The organism is Achromobacter sp. EB05, from assembly GCF_044232075.1.
Classification (GTDB): Bacteria; Pseudomonadota; Gammaproteobacteria; order Burkholderiales; family Burkholderiaceae_B; genus Achromobacter; species Achromobacter dolens.
Genome location: NZ_CP155917.1, coordinates 1,983,060 through 1,999,589, shown reverse-complemented (window position 1 = coordinate 1,999,589; position 16,530 = coordinate 1,983,060). Strand labels below are relative to the sequence as shown.

Genomic DNA, 16,530 nt, shown 5'->3' with positions numbered 1-16,530 from the left:
AGTCGCTACAACCTAGGAGCATCCCTAGGCTGATCGGGTCTTGGAAAATGGGAAAAGGCTTGCGAAGAAAGCCGGGCTTGAGTGGGGGGGGGGGCGGGGGGGGATGCGCCTGCCGGCTCAGGAAGCCTTGGGCTTGGACCCGCGGCGGCGCTTGGCGGGCAGCGGCGGCAACGGCTCGCCGGCCAGCTCGGCCAGGAAGCGCTCGTCGGCGAGCGACAGCCACCCCTGGGCGCGGGCCGACTCGATCAGCTCGGGACGTCGCGCAACGGTCAACGCCAGCGAGCGTTCACGGCGCCAGCGCGAGATGTTGGCATGGTGGCCGCTGAGCAGCGGCGCCGGCACGGGCGCGCCCTCGTAGACTTCGGGGCGCGTGTAATGCGGGCTGTCCAGCAGGCCGGACAGCGTGTCGTTGAAGGAGTCCTGCAGCGCGGAGTCGCCGTCGTTCAGCACGCCCGGCAACAGGCGCACCGCGGCGTCGATCACGGCCAGCGCCGCGATCTCGCCGCCGGACAACACGAAGTCGCCCAGCGAGATTTCGTGGGTGACACAACGCTCGATGAAGCGCTGGTCGACCCCTTCGTAGCGACCGCAGATGAGAATCAGGCCGTCGCTGGCAGCCAGCGCCTCGGCGCCGGCCTGATCGTAACGCTTGCCCACGGGCGCGAGCAGCGCCACCGGGGCCGGCCCCAGGCCTTGGGCCGCGCGCGCCGCCTGGGCGGCGCTGACGGCGGCTTCCAGCGGAGCCGCCATCATCACCATGCCGGGGCCGCCGCCATAGGGGCGGTCGTCCACGGTACGGTGGGGATCAGTGGTGAAATCTCGCGGATTCCACGCATGCAGCGCCCACCGGCCCTGGGCATGGGCCCGGCCGGTGACGCCGAAGTCGCGCACCACCCCGAACATCTCGGGAAAGAGCGTCACGACATCGATGCGCATCAGAGATCCGCGGGCCAGTCGCTGTCGATGCGGCGCGCGGCCAGATCGACGGCTTGGATGTGCGCGCGCACGAACGGAACGAGCATTTCGGCGGGCTTTCCCTTGGCGTTCAGCAAGGTTTCGGGGCCGTCGGCTCCGACCTTCTGGCGCAAGACCTTCAAGACGGCGTGAGCGCCGTTATCCAGGACCTCGTCCACCACACCAATGAGCGCGGCGTCGCCATCCGCCGTGGTATACAGCGAACAGCCAATGAGATCGACCCAGTAGTATTCGTCTTCTTCGGGCGCGGGGAAGGAACCCCGCGGCGCCTGCACGGAATAACCGCGCAGCGCTTCGGCCTGGTCACGGTCGGCGATGCCGGCCAACTGGGCCACCACGGTGGCGCCCTGCGAACGGACTTGCACGACCTTGTATGCGACAGGCGCAGACGCGACAGCGCCCCGCGCCAATTCAGGCACAGGGCGAGTCAACCACCATTGAGAAGCTGAGAGCAGCACTTCGGCATTGGCCGAATGCGGCTGCACCTTGACCCAGCCTTTCACACCGTAGGCCGCACTGATGCGGCCCAACTCGATCAAGTCCGCAGGCGCCGCGTTGGAATGTGCGGCATCAGACATGTATCGGGCTATCGGTTTCGTACAGCGTAGCTAGAAACTAGCAGGGTTCAGGCGTGCGACGCAGGCATTAAGCCGCGGCGGAAACCTTGGCCGAGTAGTCCTTGACCAGACGCTCGACGGCCGGCGACAGCTGGGCGCCGTTGCTGGTCCAGTGTTGCACGCGATCCAGCGCGATGCGCAGGTTTTCCGCGCCTTCGTTGCCGACGGGGTTGTAGAAACCCACGCGCTCGATGAAACGGCCGTCGCGACGGTTACGCGAATCGGTGGCCACCAGGTTGTAGAACGGACGCTTCTTGGACCCACCGCGGGCCAGGCGAATCACCACCATAGGTAATCCCTTGAATTAGTTGTGAAAAACGGGAAATTCTAGCACTTAAACAAGCCGACTGGCAAATGCGCATGCTGAATATCGGAAGGCGCGGCGCGATTTATACGCGAAAACACCACATATGCACCACATACGGGTATTCTACAAAATCCGGGCAGGAGCCCGCCGCAGACAGAGTGTAGCCCGTCACGGGCCGCCGTGCTGCGCCGGGGCGCATGAAAATCGCCCGGCGGCGTTGCCATCCGGGACGCGCCGCCCGACCGGCACCCTTTGCAAGTGCGTGTGAAGCATTTCCCCGATTGGAGAGATCGGAATGTCATCCTACGCCACATCCGCAAGCCCGCTCCCCCCGGCCGCGCCGCAACGGTGTTGCCCTTCCCCGCCCTCACGCACCGCATGCCCGCGCGAACGTCCCCGTTTTCGCAGGGGCTGATCGCGCCCTGTTTCTCCCCAGCGTTTTCCCACAACTTCCTCTACCGGAGGGTGCTACACCATGAAGAACCGTAAAACTGTCTTCACCCCTGTCGCGCGCCTGGCGGCAACAGGTTTGCTGGCGGGCATGCTGGCGCTGCCGGTGGCGGCCCAGGCCCGGGTGGTCGGCGCCGCGTTGACCACCGCCACCGGCAAGGTCACCGCGGTGGATCCCGCCACCCGCACCATCACCCTGCAGGGCGCCAATGGCAACGTAGTGGATATCCAGGCCGGATCTAACGTGCGCAACTTCAAGCAAATCAAGCCGGGCGATTCGCTTACGTTGGACTATTACGAATCGGTCGCCATCGACGTGCGGCGCGCGGGTTCCGGCGCGCCGGAGGTGGTCACCGAGACCGCCGCCACGCGTAGCGCCAAGGGCGCCAAGCCGGGTGGCGCGATGGGCCGGCAGACCACCATCACCGCGGAAATCTGGCACATCAACAAGAGCGCCAATCTCGTGACACTGAAGGGTCCGCAAGGCGGCCTGCGCACGATCCAGGTGCAGGACCCCGCCTTGCAGGCCCGGTTGGCGCAGCTCAAGGAAGGCGACCTGGTGGACTTCACCATCACGCAAGCCGTGGCAGCGGCGATTCATAAATAAGGCGCGACGAGCGCCGACAAAAAAGGCCAGCCTGGGGAGAGGCTGGCCTTTTTCATGTGTCGCGCGCAACTGCGTGGCTAGCGGCGGCGCAGGAAATGCACGCCGCGACCGTCGGCCTCGTGTTGCGCGACCAGCACGTTGCCGGTCTGGCGCGAAAAGGCCTGGAAATCGCGGATGGCGTTGCGGTCGGTGGTGACGACACGCAGCACCTGCCCGCTTTCCATCTGCGCCAAGGCTTTCTTGGCGCGCAGGATGGGCAAGGGGCAGGTCAGGCCGCTGGCATCCACCTCCTGGTCGAACGACGGCGCCGTGGCGCCTGACGCGTTGTCCATGTCAGAGGCGCTCATCGACCCACTTCTGCACGCTGGCGATCGCGGCGGGCAGCGCCGCCAGATCGGTGCCGCCGCCCATGGCCATGTCCGGACGACCGCCGCCCTTGCCGCCCACCTGGCTGGCGACGAAGCCCACCAGGTCGCCGGCCTTGATGCGGTTGGTCAGGTCGGCCGTGACGCCGCCGACGACGCTGATCTTGCCGTCGGCCGAGCCGGTGGCCAGCAGCACCACGGCGGGCTTGAGGCGGTCTTTCAGGTTGTCGACCATGCCGCGCAGGGCCTTGGGGTCGACGTCGCCGATGCTGGCGGCCAGCAGCTTGATGCCCTTGACCTCGACGGCCGCGGAGCTGGCCAGGTCATTGCCGGCGCTGGCGGCGAGCTTGCTGCGCGATTGTTCCAGGTCTTTCTCGAGCTGCTTGACCTGGTCCTGCACCTGCGCGATGCGGGCCGGCAGGTCGGCCGGCGTGCTGCGCAGCATGCCGGCCACCTGGGCCAGCAACGCGCTCTGGTTCTGCACCCAGGCCAGGGCGTTGTCGCCCGTGATGGCCTCGATACGGCGCACGCCGGCAGCCACGCCGCCTTCGGACACGATCTTGAACAGGCCGATGTCGCCGGTGCGGCTGACGTGGGTGCCACCGCACAGTTCACGCGAGAAACCGATGTCGAGCACGCGCACGGTGTCGCCGTACTTTTCGCCGAACAGCGCCATGGCGCCGCCCTTGACGGCGTCATCGTAGGCCATGACCTGAGCCACGGTGGGCTGGTTGGCGAGGATCTCGGCATTGACGATGGCCTCGACGCGAGCGATCTGCTCGGCCGTCAGGGGCGCGTCCTGCGCGAAGTCGAAACGGGTCTTGTCGGGGTCGACCAGCGAGCCGCGCTGCTGTACGTGCGCGCCCAGCACCTGGCGCAGGGCCTTGTGCATCAAATGGGTGGCCGAGTGGTTGCGCACGGTGCGGGCGCGGCGCACCGCGTCCACGCGCGCCAGCACTGTGTCGCCGACCGCCAGCTTGCCCTCTTCCAGCGTGCCGTGATGGCCGAACACGCCGGACTGGATCTTGAGCGTGTCGCCCACGGCGAAACGCACGCCGACCGCTTCGAGCAGGCCGGTGTCACCGACCTGGCCGCCGGACTCGGCGTAGAACGGGGTGGCGTCCAGCACCACCACGGCGCTCTGGCCGGCCTGCACCTGCTGCACCTGGGTGCCGTCGACGTACAGGGCCGTGACCTTGACGTTGTCGAGTTCGAGCTTTTCGTAGCCTTCGAAACGCGTTTCCGCGCCTTCGTAGCTCAGGCCTTCGGCCATCTTGAACTTGCCGGCCGCGCGCGCCTGGTCGCGCTGGCGTTCCATGGCGACTTCGAAGCCGGCCATGTCGACGTCGACTTCGCGTTCGCGGCAGATGTCGGCGGTCAGGTCTACCGGGAAGCCGTAGGTGTCGTACAGCGTGAACAGCGTGGTGCCGTCCAACTGGCCGCCCTTGGGCACGTTGGCCAGCGCGCCGTCAAGGATGCGCATGCCGTGTTCCAGCGTTTCGCCGAAGCGCTCTTCTTCCTGCTTGAGCACCTGCGCCACGCGCTCGGCGGTGGCAGCCAGCTCGGGATAGGCTTCGCCCATCTCGGCGACCAGGTCGGGCACCAGGCGGTGGAAGAACGGCTTGGTCTGGCCCAGCTTGTAGCCGTGGCGCAGCGCGCGGCGGACGATGCGGCGCAGCACGTAGCCGCGGCCTTCGTTGCTGGGGATGACGCCGTCGACGATCAGGAACGAGCAGGCGCGGATGTGGTCGGCGATGACCTTGAGCGAATTGTTCGCAAGGTCCTTGACGCCGGTTTCGCGCGCGGCGGCGGCGATCAGGTTCTGGAACAGGTCGATTTCGTAGTTGGAGTGGACGTGCTGCAGCACGGCCGCGATGCGCTCCAGGCCCATGCCGGTATCGACACAGGGACGCGGCAGGCGCGGCATGTTGCCGGCGGCGTCGCGCTCGAACTGCATGAACACCAGGTTCCAGATCTCGATGTAGCGGTCGCCGTCTTCCTCGGGCGATCCCGGGGGGCCGCCCCAGATCTCGGGGCCGTGGTCGTAGAAGATTTCCGAGCACGGGCCGCAGGGACCGGTGTCGGCCATCTGCCAGAAGTTGTCCGACGCGTAGCGGGCGCCCTTGTTGTCGCCGATGCGGATGATGCGCTCGGCCGGCACGCCGACTTCCTTGGCCCAGATGTCATAGGCCTCGTCGTCTTCCTGGTAGACGGTGACCCAGAGCTTCTCGGCCGGCAGCTTGTAGACCTGCGTCAGCAGTTCCCAGGCGTACTGGATGGCGTCGCGCTTGAAGTAGTCGCCAAAGCTGAAATTGCCCAGCATTTCGAAGAACGTATGGTGGCGGGCGGTGTAGCCCACGTTCTCCAGGTCGTTGTGCTTGCCGCCGGCGCGCACGCTGCGCTGCGACGACGTGGCACGCGTGTACGACCGCGATTCCTTGCCCGTGAAGACGTCCTTGAACTGGACCATGCCCGAATTGGTGAAAAGCAGGGTCGGATCGTTGCCCGGCACGAGCGACGACGAAGGAACGATGGTGTGTCCCTTGGACTTGAAGAATTGCAGGAACTGCTGGCGAATCTCGGAGGATTTCATCGTGGATGAAGCAGAATTTAGGCGAATCTTTGATTATAGAGGGTTGTCGGCGCCTTGCGCCGTCGGGGACGACCCGCAGGCGTCGCGGCCTTCCTGGAGCGGACGCGACGCGCGGCGCGCCCGCGCCGCCAGCCGCCCGCCGCGGAACACCAGGGCGTCCCAGCAGCCGGCCAACACCAGATAGGGGTCACGACGCGCGTAAGGCAGCACTCGCATGCCGCCGGGATCGACGCCGAAAATGGCCGGCACAGGCTGGTCCGGCGCGAATTGCAGCCAGATTTCGCGGCCGTCGTCGAACACCTGCAACGGCGCCACGGCCGGATCGCCGGAGAGCCGCCAACCGAAATCGTACTCCCGCGACGCGGCCGCGGCCGACCGCCAGGCCGCCTCGGTCGCCGGCCGAGCGGACGGCCAGGCCGCGCATCCAGCCAGGCCCGCCAGCCCCGCCGCCAGGAAGAATCTTCGTACCATCCACGCCACCCTCGTAAAGACGGCGGCCCGGAAGCGGACCGCACCGCCATCATGGTGCAGGCGTGCCGGCCATCCTCACAGACCGGCATGTACGCAGGGAGCAATCCATCCCTCCCCCGCCGGCGCCGCGCAACCTCGCCCCCCCTCCGCGCCGAGGGTCACGGGCATGAAAAAAGCCCGGTTCGGAAACCGGGCTTTCGGATGGCCGGGCGGCGCCGGGGCGCCTGCCCGACGGGCCTGCGATCAACGCTGCGTGGCGATGGCGCGGGCCTGGTTGGCGGCGTTGTTCAGCGCCGACACCGGCGGCGTCTTGCCTTCCAGCGCGTCGTTGAGTTGCTGGTTGAACACGGGCTCGATGCGGTCGTAGTTGGCCATGCGGAAACCGCGGCTGTTGGCGACCGGGCGGGTGCTCATCGAGGCCACCACGGCTTGCGCGCCGGGGATGCTCTTGTAGAACGACACGTCCGAGGCGCGGAACGCGGCTTCGGTCAGCGGCAGGTAGCCGGTGCGCTGATGCCATTCCGCCGCGATCACGGGCTTGGACAGCCAGGCCAGGAACTGCGCCGTGGCCTTTTCCTCGTCCTTGGGACGACCATCCAGGGCCCACAGGGCCGAGCCGCTCACGAACGGCTGGCCGCCGGTCTGGGTGGCCTGGTCGTAATAAGGCAGCGGCGCCACGCCGAAGGCCAGCGACTTGGTGTTCAGGAACTGGCCAAACGAGCCCGAGTTGCCCGTCAGCACCGCGCATTCGCCCTTGGCGAACAGCTTGTCGGCGCTGTTGTCGGCGGTGTGCGCCATGAACAGCAGCGAACGCTTCCAACTGACCATCAGCGAGATGTGGCGCATGTAGAGCGTGTCGAACTGCATCGCCGGCGCCGCGCTCTTCTTGGTGACCGCGTCCAGGCCGTTGTTGTTGCTGGTGTACTGCTGGTTGTTTACCGGCGCCAGGTTTTCCAGGTGAATCGAGACCTGGTCGCTGGAGGCGTAGGGACAGTCGAGGTCGGCCACGTCGCGCAGCTTCAACAGCTCGCCCTGCAGGCCGGTCCAGGTGCGGGCGGGCTTGTTGGGATCGAGGCCGGCCTTCTTGTAGGCGGCGGTGTTGTAGAACATCACCGGCACTTCGGCCATCCAGGGGAACGCCAGCAGGCGGCCCTTGCCGTCGCGCACGAAGCTGCTGGTGGCCGGCACGAACCAGTTCAGGTCCTTGACCGGATACTTGGCCAGCAATTCGTACATCGGCAGGATGGCCTTGTGTTCAGCCACGACTTCCGGCGAGTGGTTGTCGTTCAACTGCACCAGGTTGGGGGCCTTCTTGGCCTTGACCGCTGCGGTGGCTTCCTGCTGCAGTTGCGCCTGCGAGGCGAAGGCGCGCAGGGTCACTTTGACCTGGTCCTGCTCCTTGTTGTACTGCTTGGCGAGCTTCTCGAACTCGGCCTTGTTGGCGTCCGGCAGCGTGTGCCAGACCTGGATTTCGACGGGGGCGGCATGGACCGCGCCCGCGACCGCCATGGCGGCGCCAAAGACCCATGTGCGCCGGCTGGCGAACATCGCGCGGGCAATGCCCGCCAATTGCAATTTCTTCATAGGTTCATAGACCAAGAAAAGGGAATTCCGGTTCTGGACGACGTCCGCTCAGCAGGTCGGCCAGTGCCCGGCCCGAGCCGACGCCCATCGTCCAGCCGAGAGTACCGTGTCCGGTATTGATATACAAATTGGGAATGCGGCTGCGGCCGATGATGGGCACGTTCGAGGGAGTGGACGGGCGCAGGCCCGACCAATAGCTGACGCGCTCGAAATCGAGCGCGTCGGGAAAGAGTTCGCGGGCCAGCCGCGTCATGGCTTCGCAGCGACCGGTATTCAGGCCGCGCGAATAGCCGGACAGCTCGGCCGTGCCGGCCATGCGCAGGCGGTCGCCCAGGCGCGAGAACACCACCTTGTGGCTGCTGTCGGTCAGGCTGACCGTGGGCGCGCCACCGGGGTTCAGGACCGGGAAGGTCGCCGAATAGCCCTTGGCGGGGTAGACGTTGCAGGGGATGCCGAGCGGGCGCAGCAGCGACGGGCTGAAACTGCCCATGGCCACCACGTAGGCGTCGGCCGCCAGGGCGCCGTAGCGGCCGTCGGGCTCGATCAGTTCGACGCCGCTGACCGCCCCGGCTTCGGTGATGAGCCGGGTGACGCGGGTGCTGTAGCGGAATTCGACGCCGGCGCGCGCGCAGCGTTCGGCCAGCGCGACGGTGAACAGATGCACGTCGCCGCTTTCGTCCTCGGGGGTGTAGTCGCCCCCGACGATGGTGTTGCGATGCGGCGCCAGGGCCGGTTCGATGGCGATGACCTCGTCCGTCGAGACGACGCGGCGCTCGACGCCGAAATCGCGCATCAGGCCGGCAGCGCGCTGCGAGTTCTCGAATTCGTGCTGGTCGCGGTAGAAATTCAGGATGCCGCGCTCGAGGTGGTCGTATTCGATGCCCAGCTCGGCGCGCATGCCGCGCAGCGTGGCGCGGCTGTATTCGGCCATGCGGACCATGGCGCGGATGTTCGGCGCCAGGCGGCCCGGCAGGCACTCGCGCAGGAAGGCCAGGCCCCACATCCACTGGCGCCAGTCCAGTTGCGGGCGGAACAGCAGCGGCGCATTGTCCTGGAACATCCACTTGAGCAGCTTCAGGGGCGCCTGCGGATTGGCCCAGGGCTCCGCATAGGAAACCGAAATCTGTGCGCCGTTGGCGAGGCTGGTCTCCTGGGCGGGTCCGGTGCAGCGGTCGATGACCACGACGTCGTGGCCGGCCTGGCTCAGCCACCAGGCGCTGGAGATTCCGATGATGCCGCTACCCAATACCGCTACTTTCATGCCCGCATTGCTCCCTGCGTACCCGCTGAGCCCGCGGACACGATGTCCGCCTCCCGCGGCAAGCCGCTGCCAAGATGACACCGCAGTTTACCCCGGCGCCCCGCCCCCGCCTACGGCCGATTCCATCAAAAAAAGGGAAGGAACCCGCCACCGCCGGATTGCTTCCCTTTTGCGTCATGCGCCGTCCTGCTGATTCAGGGCGCGGCCTTTGCCAGATCGGCCTCGGACGTGAAGGCATCGGCGTAGAACTCTTCCGGAGGCAGGCCGCACTGGGCGCTGAATTCGCGCCGGGCGGCGTCCACCATCGGCGGCGCGCCGCAGGCGTAGACCTGATGGCCCGACATGTCGGGGATGTCCTGCAGCACGGCCTCGTGGACGAAGCCGTCACGGCCGGTCCAGCCGTCTTCCTCGAGCGCGTTCGACACCACGGGCACGTAACGGAAATCCGGCAGGTCGCGGGCCCACGACTTCGCCAGTTCGTCCATGTACAGGTCGCGCGGGCGGCGGCCGCCCCAGTACAGCGAGACCGGCCGGCGGATGTTCTTGTGGATCATGTGCTCGACGATGGCCTTGACCGGCGCGAAGCCGGTGCCGCTGGCCAGCAGGATGATCGGCTTGTCGCTGTCTTCGCGCAGGAAGAACGAACCGAACGGGCCTTCCAGGCGCAGGATCTCGCGCTCTTTCATCTGCGTGTCGCCGGCGCCGAACACGTGGTCGGTGAACACGCCGCCCGGCAGGTGACGGATGTGCAATTCCAGCGGGCTGCCGGTGTGCGGCGCGCCGGCCATGGAATAGCTGCGGCGACGGCCATCCTTGAGGATGACTTCGATGTACTGGCCGGCGTAGTAGCGGAACTGCTCCGAGGCGGGCAATTGCAGCTTGAGCACGATCACGTCCGGCGCCGCGCGTTCCATCGTCTGCACACGCGAAGGCAACTTGCGGATCTGGATGTCGCTGGCCAGGCGCACTTCGGTGGACTCGACCACCAGATCGGAGGCGGGCCGGGCCTGACAGAACAGGGTGTAGCCATCGGCCAGTTCCTCGGGCGACAGGATCTGCGCGGGGTACTGGCCGGCGTCGAACTCCCCGGACACCACTTTGCCCTTGCAGGTGGAGCAGGCGCCGTTGCGGCAACTGTAGGGCAGCACGATGCCCGCGGCCAGGGCGCCGTCGAGCACGGTCTGGCCGGGCTCGACCGGGAATTGATGCTTGCTGGGTTGGATGATGACCTGGAAGCTCATGATGAAACGTATCAGGGGGGATCAGGGTTGACGGCGCTCGCGGGACCCGCCCGCGGCGCGCCGCCCGGCCCGGCCTCAGGCCGGGAACTTGCGGATTTCCTTGACGCGGTTGGCGTCGTCCACCAGCACGACCTGCGGCTTGTGGGTGGCGGATTCTTCTTCGGACATGGGACCATAGGTGCAGATGATCATCAGGTCGCCGACCTGCGCCCGGCGCGCGGCCGCGCCATTGAGCGAAATGATGCCGCTGCCGCGGGCCGCCTTGATGATGTAGGTGTCGAAGCGTTCGCCGTTGTTGATGTTGTAGAGCTCGATGCGTTCGAACTCGCGCATGCCGGCGGCGTCCAGCAGGTCTTCGTCGATGCCGCAAGACCCTTCGTAGTGCAGGTCGGCTTCGGTGACCGTGACGCGGTGCAGCTTCGCCCGCAGCATGATGCGTTGCATGATGGGAATATCCTGGTTTCGCGTGCCGGAACGCGAAGTGATGCGATGAATGCGAAACACCCGCGGATGGCGCGCACCTGCGGGCATGCAGCCGAACGGCACCCGGTTTTGCCGTCGGAAGCCGGTATTCTATAATTTTTGCCGCGACGGGACGGCCCGTTGCTGCGCTGGCCGCCACATGGCGGCATTTGCCATCGGCAACGACGGCATTGGCCATTGCCGCGGGCGCACCAATCCGGGGACGACCCCTCTCAAGTAGGAGTCGTCATGACCTGGATCATCCTCATCCTGGCCGGCCTGTTCGAAATCGTCTGGGCCGTCGGCCTCAAATACACGCACGGATTCACCCGCCTGGTGCCGTCGGCCGTCACTGTCGGCGGCATGCTCATCAGCTTCTGGCTGCTGGCGCTGGCGATGAAGACGCTGCCGCTGGGCACCGCCTACGCGGTATGGGTCGGCATCGGCACCGTCGGCGCCTTCGTGGCCGGCATCATCCTGTTCGGAGAATCCATCAGCTGGCTGCGCATCGCCAGCGTGGCATTGATCGTCGTGGGCCTGATCGGCCTCAAACTGTCCTCGGCCTGATCAGCGGGCGGATGCCGCCGCCCCGGCCGCCCGCCGGGGCGGCGACGGGCTAGAAATCCAGTTCGATCTCGACCGCGTCGCCCACCTTCAGGCGGGCGCCGGCCGGCGCATCGACAATCGCATTCTGGCCGAACACCACCCCGATCTCCAGATTGCGATAACCCGCCAGTGTGCGGCCCGGCTCGTCGTGCTGCACGGCGGTGCGCTGGTCGATGTCGGGAATCGAGCAGCGCGTGCAAGGCTTGACGAACGCCATGCTGACCGCGCCCGTGGTGATCATGGCGGTATGGTCTTCCTCGAAGGCCTCCCAGTCGCCCTGCACCACGATGTTGGGACGGAACCGATCCATCGGCACCGGGGCCACGCCCTTGGCCTGCAGGCGGGCATTCAGGTCATCGAGCGACGCCTGGTTCGCCACCAGCAACGGGAAGCCATCGGCGAAGCCGAAGAAGTGATCTCCCCCGAACGTCTGCGCCAGGTCTGGATGGCTTTCGGCCCACTTGTCGACCCATTCCGGCTTGGCGGGCCGCGTCGCGCCGGTGTCGACCTTGTACAGGCGACAAGGCGTCTTGAGGAAATCCGAGCACCACTGCGCCGCCGCCTCGCTCTCGCGGCGCGCGTCGAGCGTGTCCTTCCAGACGCCCACGCTTTCGACCCCGGGCTGCAGCGCCGAGCCGTCCAGCGGCACGTCCAGGTCGGGCATGCCGGGCGCCGAAAGCCGCAGCGTGTCGGCCGTGAGCGCCGTGCGGATCAAGGCCATGGCCGCCCACTGGCGCTGCGTCATGAAATGGCCGTCCGCCCCCACCAGCATCCAGCGACGGTCGTGGGCCAACCCGGCGCGGCCCACCGGCGACTCGGACAGGTCGATACCGGCACAGGATTTGACGGGGTAGATATGCAGACTGAGGATGCGGGCGGACATGGTGCGGCTTCCGGCAGGGAAAGACGGCAGAGCATAGCGGAACGACGAAAAAAAGCCCAGGCCGAACGGCCTGGGCTGCGGCGCACGCAAGCGGCGCGGGCGTTCTTTCCCTCACGGGAAAGCGCGCAGCGGGAACGGCATGGGTCGCCCCCGCGCGCGGCCGGCCAGGCCACGCCCCGACCAGCGCCGGCAAGCATCCGCCGCGGACAACGTGCCGCGCTAGCTGCCGACCAGCTTCAACGTATCGAGCGGCGTGACCGCCTTGAACGCCTTGCGGGTGGCGATGTGCTCGGGACGCGGGGTCAGTCCGTACTTGGGCGGCTCCAGCGTGTTTTCCATGCTGTTGTAGACCATGAACACGTTGGCGCGCGGCCACGGCGAGATGTTGCTGTTCGAACCGTGCATGGTGTTGCAGTCGAAGAACACCACCGAGCCGGCCTTGGCCGTCATGGTGCGGATGCCGCCCTGCTCGACCAGCAACTGCAGGCTGACAGGATCCGGCACGCCGTATTCCTGCTTTTTCAGCGACTGCTTGTAGTGCTCGTTCGGCGTTTCGCCGACGCACGAGATGAACTGCCGGTGCGAACCCGGCACCAGCATCAGCGGGCCGTTGCAATCATTGTTCTCGGTCAGCAGCACCGAGCAACTGAGCGCGCGCATCGACGGCATGCCGTCTTCCACGTGCCAGGTCTCGAAATCCGAGTGCCAGTAGAACTCCTTGCCCTTGAAGCCGGGCTTCATGTTGGCGCGGGACTGGTGGATGTAGACCTCGGAACCCAGGATCTGGCGCGCCACGTTGACCAGCCGCGGATCGCGCACCAGGCGCGCCAGCACGGGGTTGAGCACGTGCACCATGAAAATCGAGCGCACGGCGTTGCTGCCGGGCTCGGTGATCGACTCTTCGCGGCGGATGATCGACGGGTCGCGCGTCATGCGCTCGACCTCGGCCGACAGCGCCCGCACTTCGGCTTCGGAGAACACGTCCTCCAGCAGCAGGAAGCCATCGCGCTCATAGCTGCCGACCTGTTCGCCGCTCAGGGCGTTGGCGTACTTGCCTTCTCCGTAGACCACCGGATCCTGGCGGGAAATGATGGCGGAACTGCGATCCGTACGGGAGGCGTACGGATCCTGCGCAGGTGAGATCATGCGAACCTCCTTGTATCAGGCCGCTTGGGCTTCGGCTTCAGGCAGGGCGTAGACGCCCTCTTTGTCGTGCACTTCCTGGCCGGTCAGCGGCGGGTTGAAGACGCAGATGACGCGCAGCGGCTCCTTGCCGCCGCACAGCCAGTGCTCGTCATGCTCGTTCAGCGCGTAGACCACGCCCGGGCCGAGTTCATACTTCTTGCCGTCGGCAATCGTCTCGATGGAGCCGTCGCCCTCGATGCACCACACCGCCTCCAGGTGATTCTTGTAGTGGATGTGGGTGCGACCGCCCGGAAAGATGGTGGTCTCGTGGAAGGAAAAGCCCATGCCGTCCTTCTTGAGCAGCACGCGGCGGCTGACCCAGGTATCGGTGCGGACTTCGTCGGCGGTGCCGATCACATCTTTGACATTGCGTACGATCATTGACGTTTTCCTCCAAATTTCAGGATGCGGGCGGACTGCCCCTCTTCGGCCAGCGCGTCGGCCACGCTGGCCTCGATCACTTCCAGGCCCTTGGACAGCAGTTCTTCCTCGATGGTCAGGGCCGGCAGCAGCTTGAGCACTTCGTCATGCGCGCCCGAGGTCTCGATGACCACGCCGCGCTTGAAGGCGTTGGCGGCGATGCGGTTGGACAGCGCCGGGGTGGCATTGCTGACCAGGCCCTGGATCAGGCCGCGGCCACGCACCGACAGGCCGGCGTTGGGATAGCTGTGCACCAGGTTTTCCAGCCAGTCGCGCACCAGGCGCTCCTTGCGCTGGATCTCGGCGGTGAACGCGGTGTTGGTCCAGTAGGTTTCCAGCGCCTGGGTGGCGGTGACGAAGGCCAGGTTGTTGCCGCGGAAAGTGCCGCTATGGGCGCCGGGCTTCCAGACGTCCAGCTCGGGCTTCATCAGCACCAGCGACATCGGCAGGCCAAAGCCCGACAGCGACTTGGACAGCGTGATGATGTCGGGGCGGATGCCGGCGGCCTCGAAGCTGAAGAAGGTGCCGGTGCGGCCGCAGCCGACCTGGATGTCGTCCACGATCAGCAGCATGTCGTGGCGCTTGCAGAGCTTGTCCAGTTCCTTGAGCCAGCGCAGCGTGGCGACATTGACGCCGCCCTCGCCCTGCACCGTCTCGACGATGACGGCGGCGGGCTTGTCCATGCCGCTGCTGGGATCTTCCAGCATGCGCTCCAGGTAGGCCATGGTGTCCACGTCCGGGCCGAAGTAGCCGTCATAGGGCATGAAGGTGGTGTTGGCCAGCGGGTAGCCGGAGGCGTCGCGGAACTTCATGTTGGCGGTCACCGCCAGCGAGCCGCCGCTGACGCCGTGAAAGCCGTGCGTGAAGGAAATCACATTGGGACGCCCCTTCACCTGGCGCGCGATCTTGAGCGCCGCCTCGACCGCGTTGGTGCCGGTGGGGCCGGTGAACTGCAGGGTGTATTGCCAGTTGCGCGGCTTGAGCAGCACGCGGTCGACCGCCTCGAGGAAGCTTTTCTTGGCGCTGGTGGCCATGTCCAGGCCATGCACCACGCCGTCCGCCTGCACGTACTCGAGCAGCTTTTCCTTGAAGATGGGATTGTTGTGGCCGTAGTTCAACGTGCCGGCGCCGCTGAAGAAGTCGATGTACTCGCCACCGTCCTCATCCACCAGCGTCGATCCCCTGGCCTGGCTGAAGATCACGGGAAACGACCGGATATAGCCCCGTACTTCCGACTCCATCCGGTCGAAGATTTTCAAGTCCATGTGATTATTCCTCCCTTTCATCTCATAAGTTGACAGACGGCCAGATCCCCTCCGCATGCGCGCCATGCGCATCCGGATGCGTCAAAGCCATCCCGGTTTTCGACAGGTCCGCGTTGCCGCCTAGGGAGCGGGCAAGGTGAACGGGCCTATCCTCAACAACATCTCGTCGTCATGGTCCGCGCCGCCGAACAGTTGCCGGTCGAAGAACGGCTGCTCGGAGACGTGGGCGCCCAATTCGCCGGCCAGGCCGGCGAAGGTGCGGCGCGAGGCCTGGTTGTCAGGCGCCACCGTGGTTTCAAGATGACGAACATGCGCGAGCCCCTCGCGTTGCAAGAGCGCCCGAAGCATGGCGCGGCCTAACCGTTGGCCGCGTGCGCGGGTGTGCACGGCGACCTGCCAGACGAACAACACGTCGGGCCGGTCGGCAAGCACGTAAGCGGAGATAAATCCATCGATGCGTCCTCCGGCGCTTTCGGCCAGGACGCAGGTGCCGCGGTTGTGCTCGCACAGGAGCAGGTACGCGTATAGGGAATTGAGGTCGAGTGGCGGGCACTCGGAAATGAGCTGGTGGATCGCGGCGCCGTCCTTGCGGCGGGGCTCACGCAACAGATGCGTTTTGCTGCCCGCCGCCGGCGCCACGGCACTTGAGTTCGTAATGGTGTCGTGCAGTTCGTTTGCTCTCATACAACCAATCCTGATTCGGGAGGCGCGCCACCGGTGGGCACCTCGAGGATGGGCGACGACGCGTCGCCCTGGGGTTCCGTCGCCACCCCGCGCTCTTCTTCCATGAGCGCGACGATGCGCTCGAGCGACAGGGTGATGGTGGCCTGCTCCAGCTCCGGCAACGCGTTGAGCGCGTCGGCCAGGTGCTTTTGCAGCGGCGACGGCGCCTGCTGCGCGACCTCGCGGCCGGCGTCGGTGGCAGTCACGAAAACAATGCGGCGGTCTTCACGGCCGCGTTCGCGGCGGATCAGGCCCTTGTCCTCCAGGCGGTCGAGAATGCCGACGACCGTGCTGGGGCTGACATGGATCTCGCGGCTGATCGCCGTGGCCGTCATCGGCCCATTGGCAATGACCGTGCGCAGGCACATCAGCTGCGGCGCGGTGATATGACTCACCGCCGACAACTGGCGCGAATGCAACGCGATGGATCGTGTGATCCGGCGCAGCGCCCGCAGGATGCGCAGGTCATATTGCTGCGCGGGGTCGGTTACGGTCTGTTTATTCATGACTGAATT

General features: G+C 66.3%; 18 protein-coding genes. 2 read left to right on the top strand and 16 right to left on the bottom strand.

What is annotated here, in order from left to right; genetic code table 11:
• Positions 1–117: 117 nt before the first annotated feature.
• The 3 genes from trmD to rpsP form a co-directional block, all read right to left on the bottom strand.
• Complete coding sequence (gene trmD, locus AAID08_RS09165; RefSeq protein WP_175189087.1) at positions 118–936, bottom strand: tRNA (guanosine(37)-N1)-methyltransferase TrmD; 819 nt, start codon at positions 934–936, stop codon at positions 118–120.
• A complete protein-coding gene (gene rimM, locus AAID08_RS09160; protein WP_049075203.1) occupies positions 936–1,553 on the bottom strand; it encodes a ribosome maturation factor RimM in 618 nt (205 codons plus the stop codon). Before rimM ends, trmD begins: the two co-directional genes overlap by 1 nt.
• A gap of 67 nt (positions 1,554–1,620) precedes the next feature.
• Positions 1,621–1,881, bottom strand: a complete 261-nt coding sequence (rpsP, locus tag AAID08_RS09155) for a 30S ribosomal protein S16 (RefSeq protein WP_006387841.1) — start codon at positions 1,879–1,881, stop codon at positions 1,621–1,623.
• Between the two features lie 493 nt (positions 1,882–2,374).
• Between rpsP and AAID08_RS09150 the strand changes: the two genes are divergently transcribed.
• Positions 2,375–2,956, top strand: a complete 582-nt coding sequence (locus AAID08_RS09150) for a hypothetical protein (RefSeq protein ID WP_144655239.1) — start codon at positions 2,375–2,377, stop codon at positions 2,954–2,956.
• Positions 2,957–3,033: 77 nt separating this feature from the next.
• Here AAID08_RS09150 and AAID08_RS09145 read toward each other — a convergent pair whose 3' ends face one another.
• The 7 genes from AAID08_RS09145 to panD all read right to left on the bottom strand — a co-directional run bounded on the left by AAID08_RS09145 (position 3,034) and on the right by panD (position 10,915).
• Positions 3,034–3,303 (bottom strand): sulfurtransferase TusA family protein, encoded by a 270-nt coding sequence (locus AAID08_RS09145; RefSeq protein WP_054417798.1) that lies wholly within the window; start codon positions 3,301–3,303, stop codon positions 3,034–3,036.
• Positions 3,290–5,914, bottom strand: coding sequence for an alanine--tRNA ligase (gene alaS / locus AAID08_RS09140; protein WP_049075208.1), 2,625 nt, complete (start codon positions 5,912–5,914; stop codon positions 3,290–3,292). Before alaS ends, AAID08_RS09145 begins: the two co-directional genes overlap by 14 nt.
• Before the next feature lie 33 nt (positions 5,915–5,947).
• Positions 5,948–6,385, bottom strand: coding sequence for a TrbG/VirB9 family P-type conjugative transfer protein (locus AAID08_RS09135; protein WP_054503928.1), 438 nt, complete (start codon positions 6,383–6,385; stop codon positions 5,948–5,950).
• Positions 6,386–6,628: 243 nt separating this feature from the next.
• Positions 6,629–7,969: an extracellular solute-binding protein gene (locus AAID08_RS09130; RefSeq protein WP_054503929.1), complete on the bottom strand. Its 1,341-nt coding sequence runs from the start codon at positions 7,967–7,969 to the stop codon at positions 6,629–6,631.
• Between the two features lie 4 nt (positions 7,970–7,973).
• Entirely contained in the window at positions 7,974–9,230 is a 1,257-nt protein-coding gene (locus tag AAID08_RS09125) for a D-amino acid dehydrogenase (RefSeq protein WP_054503930.1), read from the bottom strand.
• 194 nt (positions 9,231–9,424) lie between these two features.
• Positions 9,425–10,471 (bottom strand): CDP-6-deoxy-delta-3,4-glucoseen reductase, encoded by a 1,047-nt coding sequence (locus tag AAID08_RS09120; RefSeq protein ID WP_372415375.1) that lies wholly within the window; start codon positions 10,469–10,471, stop codon positions 9,425–9,427.
• A 75-nt stretch (positions 10,472–10,546) separates the two neighbouring features.
• Positions 10,547–10,915: an aspartate 1-decarboxylase gene (panD, locus tag AAID08_RS09115; protein ID WP_054503932.1), complete on the bottom strand. Its 369-nt coding sequence runs from the start codon at positions 10,913–10,915 to the stop codon at positions 10,547–10,549.
• 267 nt (positions 10,916–11,182) lie between these two features.
• Between panD and sugE the strand changes: the two genes are divergently transcribed.
• Positions 11,183–11,500, top strand: coding sequence for a quaternary ammonium compound efflux SMR transporter SugE (gene sugE, locus AAID08_RS09110; RefSeq protein WP_054503933.1), 318 nt, complete (start codon positions 11,183–11,185; stop codon positions 11,498–11,500).
• Positions 11,501–11,549: 49 nt separating this feature from the next.
• Here sugE and AAID08_RS09105 read toward each other — a convergent pair whose 3' ends face one another.
• The 6 genes from AAID08_RS09105 to AAID08_RS09080 all read right to left on the bottom strand — a co-directional run bounded on the left by AAID08_RS09105 (position 11,550) and on the right by AAID08_RS09080 (position 16,521).
• The gene (locus AAID08_RS09105; RefSeq protein WP_395757543.1) at positions 11,550–12,422 is read right to left on the bottom strand and encodes an MOSC domain-containing protein; all 873 of its coding nucleotides are present in this window, start codon (positions 12,420–12,422) and stop codon (positions 11,550–11,552) included.
• Positions 12,423–12,641: 219 nt separating this feature from the next.
• The gene (thpD, locus tag AAID08_RS09100; protein ID WP_064526313.1) at positions 12,642–13,568 is read right to left on the bottom strand and encodes an ectoine hydroxylase; all 927 of its coding nucleotides are present in this window, start codon (positions 13,566–13,568) and stop codon (positions 12,642–12,644) included.
• Between the two features lie 15 nt (positions 13,569–13,583).
• Positions 13,584–13,988, bottom strand: a complete 405-nt coding sequence (locus AAID08_RS09095; RefSeq protein WP_006387829.1) for an ectoine synthase — start codon at positions 13,986–13,988, stop codon at positions 13,584–13,586.
• Positions 13,985–15,292 carry a diaminobutyrate--2-oxoglutarate transaminase gene (gene ectB, locus AAID08_RS09090; RefSeq protein ID WP_054503936.1) on the bottom strand — a complete coding sequence of 436 codons (1,308 nt, stop codon included), beginning with the start codon at positions 15,290–15,292 and terminating at the stop codon, positions 13,985–13,987. Before ectB ends, AAID08_RS09095 begins: the two co-directional genes overlap by 4 nt.
• Before the next feature lie 120 nt (positions 15,293–15,412).
• A complete protein-coding gene (gene ectA, locus AAID08_RS09085) occupies positions 15,413–15,976 on the bottom strand; it encodes a diaminobutyrate acetyltransferase (RefSeq protein ID WP_144655245.1) in 564 nt (187 codons plus the stop codon).
• Positions 15,973–16,521, bottom strand: coding sequence for a MarR family winged helix-turn-helix transcriptional regulator (locus AAID08_RS09080; protein ID WP_395757542.1), 549 nt, complete (start codon positions 16,519–16,521; stop codon positions 15,973–15,975). Before AAID08_RS09080 ends, ectA begins: the two co-directional genes overlap by 4 nt.
• Between the last annotated feature and the right edge of the window lie 9 nt (positions 16,522–16,530).

Excerpts from the sequence above, each read along its gene's own strand:
- trmD (WP_175189087.1), bottom strand. The coding sequence starts at position 936 with ATGCGCATCGATGTCGTGACGCTCTTTCCCGAGATGTTCGGGGTGGTG.
- rimM (WP_049075203.1), bottom strand. The coding sequence starts at position 1,553 with ATGTCTGATGCCGCACATTCCAACGCGGCGCCTGCGGACTTGATCGAG.
- rpsP (WP_006387841.1), bottom strand. The coding sequence starts at position 1,881 with ATGGTGGTGATTCGCCTGGCCCGCGGTGGGTCCAAGAAGCGTCCGTTC.
- AAID08_RS09150 (WP_144655239.1), top strand. The coding sequence starts at position 2,375 with ATGAAGAACCGTAAAACTGTCTTCACCCCTGTCGCGCGCCTGGCGGCA.
- AAID08_RS09145 (WP_054417798.1), bottom strand. The coding sequence starts at position 3,303 with ATGAGCGCCTCTGACATGGACAACGCGTCAGGCGCCACGGCGCCGTCG.
- alaS (WP_049075208.1), bottom strand. The coding sequence starts at position 5,914 with ATGAAATCCTCCGAGATTCGCCAGCAGTTCCTGCAATTCTTCAAGTCC.
- AAID08_RS09135 (WP_054503928.1), bottom strand. The coding sequence starts at position 6,385 with ATGGTACGAAGATTCTTCCTGGCGGCGGGGCTGGCGGGCCTGGCTGGA.
- AAID08_RS09130 (WP_054503929.1), bottom strand. The coding sequence starts at position 7,969 with ATGAAGAAATTGCAATTGGCGGGCATTGCCCGCGCGATGTTCGCCAGC.
- AAID08_RS09125 (WP_054503930.1), bottom strand. The coding sequence starts at position 9,230 with ATGAAAGTAGCGGTATTGGGTAGCGGCATCATCGGAATCTCCAGCGCC.
- AAID08_RS09120 (WP_372415375.1), bottom strand. The coding sequence starts at position 10,471 with ATGAGCTTCCAGGTCATCATCCAACCCAGCAAGCATCAATTCCCGGTC.
- panD (WP_054503932.1), bottom strand. The coding sequence starts at position 10,915 with ATGCAACGCATCATGCTGCGGGCGAAGCTGCACCGCGTCACGGTCACC.
- sugE (WP_054503933.1), top strand. The coding sequence starts at position 11,183 with ATGACCTGGATCATCCTCATCCTGGCCGGCCTGTTCGAAATCGTCTGG.
- AAID08_RS09105 (WP_395757543.1), bottom strand. The coding sequence starts at position 12,422 with ATGTCCGCCCGCATCCTCAGTCTGCATATCTACCCCGTCAAATCCTGT.
- thpD (WP_064526313.1), bottom strand. The coding sequence starts at position 13,568 with ATGATCTCACCTGCGCAGGATCCGTACGCCTCCCGTACGGATCGCAGT.
- AAID08_RS09095 (WP_006387829.1), bottom strand. The coding sequence starts at position 13,988 with ATGATCGTACGCAATGTCAAAGATGTGATCGGCACCGCCGACGAAGTC.
- ectB (WP_054503936.1), bottom strand. The coding sequence starts at position 15,292 with ATGGACTTGAAAATCTTCGACCGGATGGAGTCGGAAGTACGGGGCTAT.
- ectA (WP_144655245.1), bottom strand. The coding sequence starts at position 15,976 with ATGAGAGCAAACGAACTGCACGACACCATTACGAACTCAAGTGCCGTG.
- AAID08_RS09080 (WP_395757542.1), bottom strand. The coding sequence starts at position 16,521 with ATGAATAAACAGACCGTAACCGACCCCGCGCAGCAATATGACCTGCGC.